Source organism: Rhodohalobacter sp. (assembly GCF_041686455.1).
Lineage (GTDB): Bacteria > Bacteroidota > Rhodothermia > Balneolales > Balneolaceae > Rhodohalobacter.
Window position 1 is genome coordinate 1 of the sequence record NZ_JAWLDW010000079.1, and the last position, 12924, is coordinate 12924.

A 12924-nucleotide genomic window follows, 5' to 3' on the forward strand; every position below is an offset into this window, starting at 1 on the left:
TTAGTTGATGGTACTCATGAGGAAAAGTTGCGAGCCGACCGGTTTTTGTTTCAGCTTGGGTATGAGTACAGGATAAAGGAAAATCACCGGGTAGGAGCTAATCACACTCTTACAAACAGCAAATCTGATCTGGATTTATCCCTTTATTACAGATACGGCGACTTTAAAACGGGGATGGTTCAAACAGGAATAACTTACCTGGATTGGGGGGCAAACGTAGTTCAGGATCTGGCGGCCGGTAGTGCTAATCAGTGGAATGATCGCTACAAAACAACGTATCAGTACACGCGCCGCCCTTTGCTGTTTAATATGAAATTGATCTCCCCGACGATAAAGAATTTCAGAGCTGAATTGCTGACCGGAATACAATCGTATTCTGAAAAGGAGGTCAGTTCAACAGAGGTTGAAAACTTAGATTATTGGGATGAAGAGTGGGCTCACTATGTGGGGGCACTGGTTCAATATTCTCATCCGATTGGAGTAGTGGGATTAACCTTTCAAAGGCGATTTTCAAAACTTAGGAGGCAGCCACTGCCGGGTTCTGATTTTCAAGATGATTTTATCAACAGGCAGTTTAGCGATTCGGGTGGATTTTTTGTCACCGGAAACTATCGAAAAATCAGTGTGGAGCAGTGGATGTGGCTGGTAAGGGTTGTGGATCAATTGCAGGGTGATGCTGTTCCGGACGATATTTCACCGGACTATCTGGAGAATGTTCGCCGTCCGTTTGATTTTGAAGAGTATCGCCTGAAAATGAAGAGCAGGTTATTATATGTGTCTTCTGAAAGAGGAGTACAACTGGGATTGGAGTTTCATGCGGATTACCGATATCTGCAGGGAGAGGAAGATCCGTCAAACGGGATTCGCGACTATAATTTCAGAAGAGCCTATCCGATTGTAAGGGAGAGAAGTGACCGCATTACATTTACGATAGGCTACAGAATTAATCCAAATGTATACCTATTGGCAGGAGTATCGTACGATGTGGATGGAGATAGAGAGTCGGGTATCGGTTGGCCAAGACAAGAGACAACTCGTTTCGATGGTGGTTTTGGAAGACTGTCTGTGGAGTGGTGAATTTGATTGGCTAGATATGAGAAGCCAGATGCGAGGTATGAGGGCTGAAACATGGTATTTCTATGTGACTTCAATAAACTATGATGAAGTCAGAACCAGTAAGGTGTAATTTCTGAAATTAGAGATTAGTAGAAATACCATGTCAACGTAAATGTTTTTACCGGTGTAAATTACCCGGCTTGAATCTCCTTCAGTTTACTGAGAGCCCGTTCGTTCAGATTTGAAAAGATATCCAATGGAATGTCACCAACCGTATATTTCATCCTAAGCCAGACGATATACGTAGCCATCACATCTTCGTAGCAATAATGTTCAATTTCCGGAAGTTTTCCCTCTCTGAACATGGCTAAGACCTCATTCCCTTCGGCTGTTTGTTTAAATGGAACATCAATCAAAAAACCGAGATGCTTAAGCTTGGGATAGGAACTGGCACCGTAATTGCTGAACTCATCCATTAAGTCAATATTCTCTTTACTGAAACGATAGCGGATGTCGTAGTGATTCAGACGCATGGGCATCTGCATGTTGTGCTTCATGGAGCGGTAGGTGAGCAACGGGAGGTCGAATCCACGGCCATTGTGATGTACTAATCCAAAATCCTTATAGGTCAGAAGTGTATCAAAAATGGATTCCAGCCCCTCTCTTTCATTTTCTCCATTCCATGCTACTTTTTGAACAGGTTTACCGTTGTTCTCAACCCAAAGGCCGGCCCACGAGACCATTCTATGATACATTGGTGGCAAAAACCCACTGTTGTTACGGGTAAGCTCTTTACTGGCTTGCAGAAGTAACTCCTCCTCATCAATTTCAGGCTGAATCAATACTCTGCGAAGGAATTCAAAATCGGGTATGGTTTCAACATCAAAAATAAAAATCATTGGATAAATTCGATTTTTTAAAAGTATCTGCTCAATTCTTATTAGGGTTAATGTATAAAAATGAGAAGATAGAAGTGTGAGGAATTCTACCCGGCTGTCGATTGTCTTTTTCGACGGTCGGGTTGACTGGAGTGAGGGAAATAGGTTGTGAACTCGCCCGTCGACTGATGGTTGTGAGGTGAAATACCTTGTGCTGTGGAAGTCGACAGGCGAGTTATAGAAGTTTCTTTACAAACTCATCCGGAATAGTTTGTTCTGAGAAAGAGACGAACTCTCTTTTATTTTGGGGTAGATTAAGCAGCTCAATCGCCAAATTTGTATTACAGAGTGTCCCATTTCTTAATCCGGCAAAATCATGATATGAAGAAAATTCCCAATCGTTTAGCTGAGAAACCAACCCTGCTCTTAGTGGATTCTGATGAATATAAAGAAAGCAAATCAGGGGATGTTTGTCATGTTTTGATTTGTCAGAATTTAGCTTCTTCGCCTTTGTTTTTGATCTAAATAAAGAACCGCTTCTACTTTGTGACTTATTTATAGCCTTTGTGTAAGAACTAAGTAAAACTGACAACGATCGATTTAAGGGAGGGACTGAATCATAAAGTGGGGTATCCATTGAATCTGTGTTATGTTTGATGTCGTGATCCTTCACTTTTACTAACCAATGAAAATGGTTAGGCATTAAACACCATGCAAGAATATCACAATGATCGGTCAAATAGACTCTCATTTTGTTAATGAAAAATAAGTAGTTATCTCTGTTGAAAAATAATTTCTGCTGGTTATTTCCTTGATTATAAATATGATAGATCTCCCCCGGTTCGTAATTCATAGTCATCTTGATTTCTGTGTTAATTTATTAAATCAAATGATGAAGAAGTTTTAAGTCAAGTGTTTTTTAACTGATCCCCCCGACTGTCGATTGCTGTTTTCGACGGTCGGGTTGGTTGGTATGGGGAATGGGTTGTGAACTCACCCGTCGACTGATGGTTGTGAGGTCAATTACGTAGTGCTGAGGAAGTCGACAGGCGAGGTTGTATTTCCCCGACTGTCGATTGCTGTTTTCGACGGTCGGGTTGGTTGGTATGGGGAATGGGTTGTGAACTCACCCGTCGACTGATGGTTGTGGGGTGAATTGCATAGTACTGTGGAAGTCGACAGGCGAAGTGTTAATCCCCCGGCTGTCGATTGCATTTTTCGACGGTCGGGTTGACTGGAGTGAGGGAAATAGGTTGTGAACTCGCCCGTCGACTGATGGTTGTGAGGTGAAATATGTAGTACTGTGGAAGTCGACAGGCGAGGTGTTTTATCTCTCACCGGCCAGGTTTTTCTCAAATTGATTTCGAAAATTTTGCTCTTCCAGGTTTTGTCCAAGCAGATACATAGTTTTAGTGATCGTTGCTTCCATTGTCATCTCACCCGCGCTAATAGCCCCTCGTTTCCTGGCAGCTCTTCCGCTTGAGTATTGATTCAGTTTTACTGCATCGTACGCGGCCTGTGAGGTTATAATAACGTGTACACCCCGATCTTGACATTTTTCAATAAATGGCAATAGATTGTAGTCTCCCTTCACGGGCATATTTCCGCTTCCAAACGCTTCTAAAATAACTACTTTGATTTTTTTAAGGTCAAGCCAGTTCAAGTATTCTGATTTAAGGTTTGGATGGAGCTTCAATACAAAAATTGAGTCATCAAAAACCGGGTTGCATTCAAAAGAGCCCTTTGGCTCGAGAATGTTTTCAGACAGATTGATGTCTATTCCAATTTCAGCAAGGTGAGGATAATTTGGCGAGGAGAATGCATCAAAGTCACCGATACTCATTTTTGAGCTTCGGTTCCCCCTGAATAGATGGTCATTAAAGCAGATGGCTATTTCAGGAATATGTTGTGTGGCCAATTCCACAGCATTGACTAAATTGCGACGCGCATCGCTACGAAGCTTGCTCATGGGGACCTGACTTCCGGTGAAGATAATCGGTTTACTGCTGTTTAACAGCGCAAAGGACAGAGCAGATGCTGTATAAGCCATGGTGTCGGTACCATGAAGTACAACAAATCCGTCATAATTTTCATATTGTTTGTATATAGATTCGGCCAGCATTTTCCAATGAGATCGGTTTACATCTGAACTGTCTTCAAAAAATACTTTATCGGCTTCAAGTTCTGCAACTGTTGAAAGCTCGGGGATCTGTTTATATAGAAGATCCCCCCAGCGTTCCGGGTCGAGTTCCGGGCCGTTACTGTTCAGTTGCATGGAAATGGTTCCACCGGTCTGTAATAAAAGTATTTTTTTCATATTGATTTCAAACTCAAGCCTTATAAATTAGAATAGGAAAGATAGCGAAGAGAAGTTTGCTAAACATAATCGGTAAACTCATCCTAAAGTAATTCAAAAGAGTTACCGGAAAAAATCATTTAAAGAGGAGTACTCATGAAAAACTACCCAACAAGCAAGGTTCGAAATGTAGCTCTGATGGGGCATACCGGCTCAGGAAAAACTACGTTGGCCGAGACCATGATTTTTGAATCTGGATCATCTCATAAACGCGGCTCAGTTGAAAACAAGTCGACACTCTCCGATTATCATGAAATTGAAAAAGAGAAGGAGAAATCGGTGTTTGGCTCTGTTCTTCATCTCGACTGGCGGGGTACGAAGATAAATCTGCTCGACGCACCCGGAACTCCTGATTACTGGGGACAGGTTTCAGACTCACTGCGAGTTGCTGATTCAGCAATCCTGGTAATGAATAGCGAATATGGTGTAGAAGTTGGAACTGAGGCCTTTTGGAAAGCATCTGAACTGAGAAATCTACCAACGTTACTTGTTGCCAACAAACTGGACAGTGAACAATCGGATTTTCAGAAAACCGTTGATATGGCCAAAGAGCGCTTCGGCCGGGGAGTTGTCGTCGTTCAGTTCCCTTACAGCGAGGGAGATGATTTTCACGCAATCGTAGATGTTTTAAAGATGACTATGTACGAATTTCCGGAAGCAGGTGGCCGGCCGGACAAACTCCCTATTCCGGAATCACTGAAAGCTCAGGCTGAACTGCTTCACAATGAATTGGTTGAGACAATTGCGGAAAATGATGAAAGTCTGCTTGATCTCTATTTTGAAAATGGAAAGCTGGATGAGTATCAGATGAGAGACGGCCTTAAGCTGGGTATGCTGAACCGCGATATCTTTCCTCTTTTTTGTACTGTTGCCGGAAAAAATATGGGGTCTGGACGTATCATGGGATTTATTGGCAATGTAACTCCCGATCCAACCGAAAAGGAGCTCACGCTAAAAAGTGGTAAAACACATAAGGTGAATCCGGACGAGAATCCTGCTCTGTTTGTGTTTCGTTCAACTTCAGAAAGCCATGTTGGAGACCTGACCTATTTTAAAGTAATGGATGGTTCAGTTCAGCATGGAATGGATTTGTTCAATCAAAGAACCGGAGATTCTCTGCGATTGGGTGCACTTTTTAGCCCTCAGGGTGAAAAACGTACAGAAGTGGCACAGCTTGATGCAGGTGATATTGGAGTAACGGTTAAAATGAAAAATACAATGTCTGGAAATACTCTAACAGATAAGGGTATAGATTTAGAGTTTGAGCCAATCAATTATCCCGAACCAACCATTCGCGTTGCAATTGAGCTGCTAAATGAAGGGGATGAAGATAAATTAAGCAATGCTTTGCATCAGATCGAAAAAGAAGACCCATCTGTTAGTGTAGAGCATAGCCAAGAGCTTCAGCAGACGATTTTACACGGTTTGGGTGAAGAACATTTAAATGTGATACTATACGAGCTTCAAAATCGATATAATCTGAAAGTGGAGTTTATCACACCGAGAATCCCATATCGTGAAACGATTACCAGAAAATCGGAAGCCTACTATAAGCACAAAAAGCAGAGTGGGGGAGCTGGACAATTTGCGGAGGTTTACCTATCGATCGAACCCTGGTATGAAGGAATTCCGGACCGGGATGATTTAAACGTGAGAAATGTGCAGGAAATAGAATTAGACTGGGGCGGAAAACTGGTTTTTCAAAACTGCATTGTGGGTGGTGTGATCGACAACCGGTTTATGCCTGCCATTTTAAAAGGGATTATGGAGAAAATGGAGAACGGTCCCATGAGTGGGTGCCGTGTAAGGGATGTTCGGGTTTCAGTTTATGATGGCTCGATGCACTCCGTAGACTCCAATGAGGCTGCATTTAAAACGGCCTCATTGATGGCTTTTAAGGAAGGTTTTCTCAATGCTTCACCGCAGCTTTTAGAACCACTGTATGAAATTGAAGTGACTCTGCCGGCGGATTATATGGGAGATGTGATGAGTGATCTAAGTTCCCGGCGAGGTCAAATTTTAGGTATGGACTCCGAAGGTTCAATCCAAAAAGTTAAAGCGATTGTGCCGCTGCAGGAGCTGGATAAATATACCACACGATTGAAATCGATGACGCAGGGAAGCGCCACATATACCCGGCAATTCCACGACTATGGTCCTGTTCCGAACGATATTCAGAAGCGGGTGATCGAAGAAACACTGAGTGCAGAAGCAGGGTAAGTATATCCACTATACATTTTCGGTGAGCTTTCGATAATTGAAGTTTGGTATGAACCGGATTAGATTAGCCGGTACTGCCAAACTACGATATCGTTTGTACAGAAGTTTTATCCATTGAGGGCTTGACTCTATGGAAATATCTATTTAGAATTGATCTAAATAAAATATTAAGAAAAAGCCTCCTTATCAGATGAAACAAATAATTGTACTCATTGCTTCACTAGCTTTCTTTTTTTCATGCTCAGAAAGTGATGAAATAAACATTTACTCCTCACGGCATTACGATACAGACCTTGAACTTTACGATCAGTTCACCGAAGAAACCGGAATTGAAATTAATCTGATTGAAGGCTCCAGTGACGAATTGATTGAAAGGATGAGGAATGAAGGAATTAACAGTCCGGCAGATGTTGTAATTACTGTTGATGCAGGCCGTCTCTGGAGAGCGAAGGAAGCAGGTGTACTTCAACCGATAGAATCAGACTATTTGGAGGAGGTTATCCCGGAGCAACTTCGTGATGTAGACGATATGTGGGTTGGACTATCAGAACGCGTACGGGGCATTATCTACAACAAAGAGAACGTTGACCCTTCTGATTTGAAAGGATATATGGAGTTGGCCGATGAAGAGTGGGGCGACAGAGTGTGTGTTCGATCATCCAACAATATTTATAACCAATCGCTGGTTGCGTCACTCATTGAAAGTTATGGAGAAGACCGGGTTGAAGAGTGGGCTCAGGGACTTGTGGACAATTTTGCCAGAGATCCACAGGGTGGAGATACGGATCAAATTAAAGCAGTTGCGGCTGAAATTTGCGACGTGGCTATTGCAAATCATTACTACCTCGCCCGACTAATGCAATCAGAAGATGAGCAAGACCAAGAAGTAGCCGAAAAAGTGGATATTTATTTTCCACCCGCTGAATTTGGTGGAGCACATGTAAACATCAGTGGTGCAGGAATTGCAGCAAACTCGCCTAATAAAGAGAACGCTATTCGGTTTATAGAGTATCTTGCTACCGAAGAAGCTCAGCAGCTCTACTCTATAGGAAATAATGAATTTCCAATTCTGCAAGACATGGAAGTACCGGGTGTTTTGGGAGAATTTGGATCGTTTGAAAGTGATGCGGTTAATGTAACTTCCTACGGAGAAAACAATCCGTTGGCCATTCGACTTATGGATCGTGTAGGCTGGAGATAGAAGTGTTAAAAATCCAGTTAGGACACACTTAATGGTCTGATTTTTTTACTCCAGACCTGACAGGTTTTCAAAACCTGTCAGGTCTTTTTTATTTCCAGCCTCCTAAAACTTTAGCACGCAGTTTATCCTTCATTTTTTCATTAATAAAAGCGTGCTCAATTGCTTCCAGATTACACGTAAGCAGATGTTCTTTTGTCCAATCAAATATTTCATGAAGCGATTCATACTCATCCCGAAGTGAAACATTTGAAATGGTCCTGCCATCTGTGTTTATACTCATCGAGATTCCGAATTGATAAATTTGGTCTACCGGATGGTCTTCAAGATTCGATACCACTTTTGTGAGTGTATTGCTTGTGGGACAAATCTCAAGATGAATTTGATGTTTTTTTAAATATTTCATCAAATGTGGGTCTTCAACACTACGCACACCATGACCAATGCGGGACGGTTTGAACTCATTCAGTGTTTCTCTTACACTTTCAGCTCCGCAAGCTTCTCCAGCATGAGCAGTGCAGTGGATGTTATGACGGTGGGCGTATTCAAACGCCTTTATGTGACTATCTACAGGGTAGCCGGCCTCGTCGGCTGCAATATCAAATCCAACCACACGTGTGTTGCTAAATTTTTCACAAAGTTTCACAGTGCTCAGGCTTTGCTCTTCAGAATAGTGGCGTAGTGTACAAAGAATAACTCCCGCTTCAATGCCTGTTCTTTGAACTCCTTCTTCAGTTGCCTTATTTACAGCAGATACTACCTGTTCAGAAGTTAATCCCTCAGAGATGTGCTCTAGCGGAGCAAAACGTAATTCAGCATAGATGACGTTGTCGTTTTTCAACTGATCAAATAGATCAAGTGTTACAAGTCGTAATGCATCACGGCTCTGCATAAGATCGATGGCACGTCCGGCTTTTGCAATATAGTCATTCAAATCCCGGCAGTTTACAGAAGCCTTAAACTCATCTCGGTACTGTTTTTCTGAAATGGATGGATCCAGGGCTTTTACTACATTATAGCTGAGTGAGCAGTCGAGATGCAGATGAAGTTCTATTTTAGGCTGTGCTGTAAAATTAATCATAATTGTACTAAATATTCCTGCTGATGGGCTCAGGAAGTTATTGAATTGTGTGGTTTAATCAGAATTGAATTGTCTTATCCCTTAAGGTCTGCATTTAGAAAAAGGATCGACATTTTCATAAAAAAAGAGTACTGTTACTACTCGGTTTAATTTATATAACTGATCAGTCAACTGATGAATAAAGCATCGAAGAAAGCGGCAAAAAAAATTCAATCGATTTTTGGTTCAGGTCATCTGAGGAAATACCACCGTAAACCACCCGGTCAGATTCCCGGAACGGCGATTCATACAGGTATTCAGCGACTGGATGAGGTGTTAATGACGGTTCATGATTTTGACGAAAGTCATTACGACGTCATTCCGATCCAAAAAATAGAAAAGTCAGAACTTTACTTACAGAATAAATCAAAAACGTGGATTCAGGTGCGGGGATTACACGATATTGAAAAGCTGAAGATGGTCTGGAATTATTTTGAATTGCACCCCTTAATTCAGGAAGATATTGTGAGTACATCGCAGCGCCCAAAAGTGGAGATCTATCCTAATGCAGTATTTTTGGTGCTGAGAATGATCAAGCAGCAAGAAGACGAAAGCGGGGATTTGAAAGTGCATACTGAACAGATTAGTATTGTTCTCGGCGAAAATTATGTACTGTCATTTCAGGAGAGCGATGACCCCATATTTGAACCGGTTTTGAAACGATTGGAGCTCACGAATACCCGTCTCAGAAAATTCGGACCGGACTATCTGGCTTATGCCCTGGCTGACAATATTGTAGATCACTATTTCTATTCTCTGGATGTTATCAATGAAAATATTGAGAGAATTGAAGAAGAAATTCTGGATGACCCGAAAGAAGAACAGCTTCAGAAAATTCACGCGCTTCGACGAGATTTGATCTATTTTAGAAAGTCCGTTTGGTCCCTTCGTGATGGAATAAACTCTCTCATTCGCGATGATATTTCTCTGATTTCAAAAGATGTGAAAGTGTTTCTTAGAGACTTGTATGATCATATTGTTCAGGTGGTGGACAGTATGGAAACGAACCGTGAGATGGTATTTGGTTTGTATGATATGTATATGTCGGGGCTGAGCAATCGAATGAACGAGGTAATGAAAGTACTTACCATTATTGCCACGATTTTTATTCCTCTCACTTTTATAGCGGGTATTTACGGAATGAACTTCAATCCGGATGTGAGCCCGTTAAATATGCCCGAGTTAAGCTGGTATTACGGATATCCTTTTTCAATTGGATTGATGGTTATATTGACCGGCGGAATGATATACTATTTTAAACGAAAAGGTTGGTTTTGATTTTGAAGGAGTATAAATATCCGAGTATGAATAACATGAATTCGATGTTAGAAAGCTGATTACGGATATGACTCATTCACCCCAAAATAAGAGCTCCGAGCGATACAATTCTCGCGAAGCGAAATGTAGAGAGTTGCCAATGGGGTTTTCATTATTTTTGATGAATACCTCTCTCCCCGAATTTTTCGGGACCCTTTGGTAAGTGGGATTTTCATTTATAATTTTATCTCAAATTGACTTTAAATTGTAAGATTAGTTCCAAGGTGTAATTTTTATGAAACATATAGTAATTACGGGTGCATCAAGAGGTATTGGGAAAGCCATAACAGAAAAACTAATAAAACAGAATATCAGGGTTACAGGAACACGGCGCAGTTCCGAATTTCCACCGGAGTTTCAGATGTCTGAACTGTTTTCGGGAGTTCAGGTTGATTTAAGCGATTTTAATGCCATTGAAAAAAGACTGAAACCACTCTTTGATTCAGAAGGTGATCTGCCCGAAGTACTTGTAAATAACGCCGGAATATTTCAGGATGCGGACTTTGAGATCTCTGATGATGATTGGCTCTCGGTCTGGGACAGAACGATGAATGTAAATTTGAGATCTGCTGCACTACTCTCCAAATGGTTTATCAACGCGCATTTAAAAAATGGAAGTGAGGGTATAATCATTAATGTTGCCTCGAGAGCCGCCTATCGTGGAGATACCCAGGAGTACGCGGCTTATGCGGCATCAAAAGGCGGAATGGCGGCATTTACAAAAAGCATAGCACGGGATTTTAGTAAAAAGGGGATCGTGGCATACACGGTAGCACCCGGTTTTATTGAAACGGATATGGCTAAAGAATCGGTTGAGGTACTCGGAGCCGAGGCATTAACAAAAGGCTCCGCTTTTGATGAAATCACCCAGCCTGAAGAAGTGGCGAATCTGGTGGCTTTTTTGGCGAAAGGCGAAGTGAAGCATATGTCAGGCTCAACACTTCATATAAACGGTGGTTCTTATATGGTTTGAGTCTTAGAATTGAGAATTTCAAATGTTGAAAAGTAAAGTATAAATTGGATTACGACTATGTCTATTCAGGAGCGTAAAAAAGATCACGTTGATCTGACTGCTTATAGCGATGTTTTCTATCAGAAATCGACCGGTTTTGAACGCTACGATTTCGTTCATAATGCCCTGCCGGAAGTAAATCCTTCCGAAGTGGATGTGTCGGCTTCTCTACTGGGGCGAAGACTTTCGTTTCCGTTATTTATCTCTTCTATGACCGGTGGTTATACGGAGGCGGGATCGGTAAATACAATTATTGCAAAGTGCTGTGAAAAGCATGATTTGCCATTTGGTGTTGGAAGTCAGCGCGCTATGCTTGAAGATGAATCTCAAATTGAATCTTTCTCAGTAGTAAGGAAACATGCTCCCAGTGCATTTATTGCAGCAAACATAGGCGGCGCACAGCTGATTGGTGGTCTGGAAAAGGATCAGATCGATTTACTGGTTCAAAGTATCCGGGCTGATGCTGTAATTGTACACCTCAATCCACTTCAGGAGTTAATGCAGCCGGAGGGGGATCACGATTTCAAAGGAATTGAAAAAGGGATGGAGCATCTGATTACTAACCTTACAGTTCCGGTCATTGTAAAAGAAACAGGAGCGGGAATTTCCGGATCCGTTGCGGGGCGCCTGCTTGCCATGGGCGTAGATTGTATCGACACAGCAGGAGCGGGCGGAACCAGCTGGGCTAAGGTGGAAAATCTCAGAGACCGACAGAAAAACCCGATGCATCAGTTTGATGACTGGGGACTTCCTACAGTAGAATGTATTAATCAGATTACACCCCTTCGGGAAAGTTTTAGGTTTGATCTGATCGCCTCCGGTGGAGTTCGCTCTTCGTTTGAACTGGTAAAAGCTAAAGCTTTGGGTGCAGACTTCGCAGCTACGGCACAGCCGGTTATAAAAGCCATTAAAGAGGAGGGAGAAGAGGGGTTAGACCGGTTAATTCGTAAATGGAAAAAAGAGACCCGCCTAATTCTTACGCTTTTGGGCTGCTCATCTTTTAATTTTTTGAATGACACCCACATCAGAAAAATTTAAAGATTGAATTTATGCTTCAGAAAAAAATCATTTGGAAAAGAGTGGTTTAACCGATCAAATAGAATTTAGCCACGGAATCACGGAAGTGAACTGAATGAATATTCCGTGCTTTTGTGGCTAACATATATCTCCCACTACCGGCCAGATCGTTAACCTGCACCACCACCGTCAGAACCTGTAGAAGCTCCGCTGAACAACTAGTATAAAAAGCAGGTAAGAGATTAATGATGGACTCGATACAGCCATATTGAGCGAAAAGTGATCTTAACTACGGATCTAGTACACTTAGCTGACGGGCCACCTGCAAAAATAGCACTCTGATTTCTCTCACTTTTCTGCTTTCTCATGTTTTTAAAATCAGTTGGCGGTTCCTTAGTGGATATTTAAAATGATATTGTTTGGATTGCACCCGACCCTTTGTGATGAAGGTTGAAATTTAATCTGAATAGGTACTTCACTTTTTTAAGGTTGTTCTGTTTATTCGGAGCGACCTCTTTTAATTGAAGGAATTGTATTTAACGTGAGTTAAATATAAGAAAGCTGATGACGGAGTTGAACAATTCTCCCCTAAAAAGGGGCTCCGAGCGTTAGCGACACGTGAAACGAAATAAAGAGGGGTGTCCATAGAATTTTCCTCATGAATATCCATTTACCTAAATACCTACCTTCTTAAGGATGAAATTTCACTTATTACAAAATTCAGTGATTTTATATCGAATTGACTTTATT

Annotated in this window: 10 protein-coding genes; 6 read left to right on the forward strand and 4 right to left on the reverse strand. The window is 41.7% G+C overall.

What is annotated here, in order from left to right; genetic code table 11:
- A partial coding sequence (locus tag ACESM0_RS09580; protein ID WP_372905918.1) for a hypothetical protein occupies window positions 1–1077 on the forward strand: 1077 nt, incomplete at its 5' end.
- Window positions 1078–1247: 170 nt separating this feature from the next.
- Here the strand turns inward: ACESM0_RS09580 and ACESM0_RS09585 are convergent.
- From ACESM0_RS09585 to ACESM0_RS09595, 3 genes are all read right to left on the reverse strand, one after another.
- On the reverse strand, window positions 1248–1955 hold the full coding sequence (locus tag ACESM0_RS09585) for a ribonuclease H-like domain-containing protein (RefSeq protein ID WP_372905920.1): 708 nt from the start codon (window positions 1953–1955) through the stop codon (window positions 1248–1250).
- A gap of 214 nt (window positions 1956–2169) precedes the next feature.
- Entirely contained in the window at window positions 2170–2787 is a 618-nt protein-coding gene (locus ACESM0_RS09590) for a transposase (RefSeq protein WP_372905922.1), read from the reverse strand.
- 474 nt (window positions 2788–3261) lie between these two features.
- On the reverse strand, window positions 3262–4251 hold the full coding sequence (locus tag ACESM0_RS09595) for an asparaginase (RefSeq protein WP_372905924.1): 990 nt from the start codon (window positions 4249–4251) through the stop codon (window positions 3262–3264).
- A gap of 135 nt (window positions 4252–4386) precedes the next feature.
- Here ACESM0_RS09595 and ACESM0_RS09600 point away from each other — a divergent pair, with 135 nt between their 5' ends.
- Together ACESM0_RS09600 and ACESM0_RS09605 are read left to right on the forward strand one after the other, a co-directional pair.
- Window positions 4387–6510 carry an elongation factor G gene (locus tag ACESM0_RS09600; protein WP_372905926.1) on the forward strand — a complete coding sequence of 708 codons (2124 nt, stop codon included), beginning with the start codon at window positions 4387–4389 and terminating at the stop codon, window positions 6508–6510.
- 190 nt (window positions 6511–6700) lie between these two features.
- A complete protein-coding gene (locus ACESM0_RS09605; protein ID WP_372905928.1) occupies window positions 6701–7711 on the forward strand; it encodes a Fe(3+) ABC transporter substrate-binding protein in 1011 nt (336 codons plus the stop codon).
- Between the two features lie 88 nt (window positions 7712–7799).
- Here ACESM0_RS09605 and add read toward each other — a convergent pair whose 3' ends face one another.
- The gene (gene add, locus ACESM0_RS09610; RefSeq protein ID WP_372905930.1) at window positions 7800–8789 is read right to left on the reverse strand and encodes an adenosine deaminase; all 990 of its coding nucleotides are present in this window, start codon (window positions 8787–8789) and stop codon (window positions 7800–7802) included.
- A gap of 174 nt (window positions 8790–8963) precedes the next feature.
- On the opposite strand from add, the gene corA reads away from it, so the two are divergent.
- The 3 genes from corA to fni all read left to right on the forward strand — a co-directional run bounded on the left by corA (window position 8964) and on the right by fni (window position 12195).
- The gene (corA, locus tag ACESM0_RS09615) at window positions 8964–10106 is read left to right on the forward strand and encodes a magnesium/cobalt transporter CorA (protein ID WP_372905932.1); all 1143 of its coding nucleotides are present in this window, start codon (window positions 8964–8966) and stop codon (window positions 10104–10106) included.
- Window positions 10107–10380: 274 nt separating this feature from the next.
- On the forward strand, window positions 10381–11118 hold the full coding sequence (locus tag ACESM0_RS09620) for an SDR family NAD(P)-dependent oxidoreductase (protein WP_372905934.1): 738 nt from the start codon (window positions 10381–10383) through the stop codon (window positions 11116–11118).
- 57 nt (window positions 11119–11175) lie between these two features.
- Complete coding sequence (fni, locus tag ACESM0_RS09625) at window positions 11176–12195, forward strand: type 2 isopentenyl-diphosphate Delta-isomerase (protein ID WP_372905936.1); 1020 nt, start codon at window positions 11176–11178, stop codon at window positions 12193–12195.
- Window positions 12196–12924 lie beyond the last annotated feature (729 nt).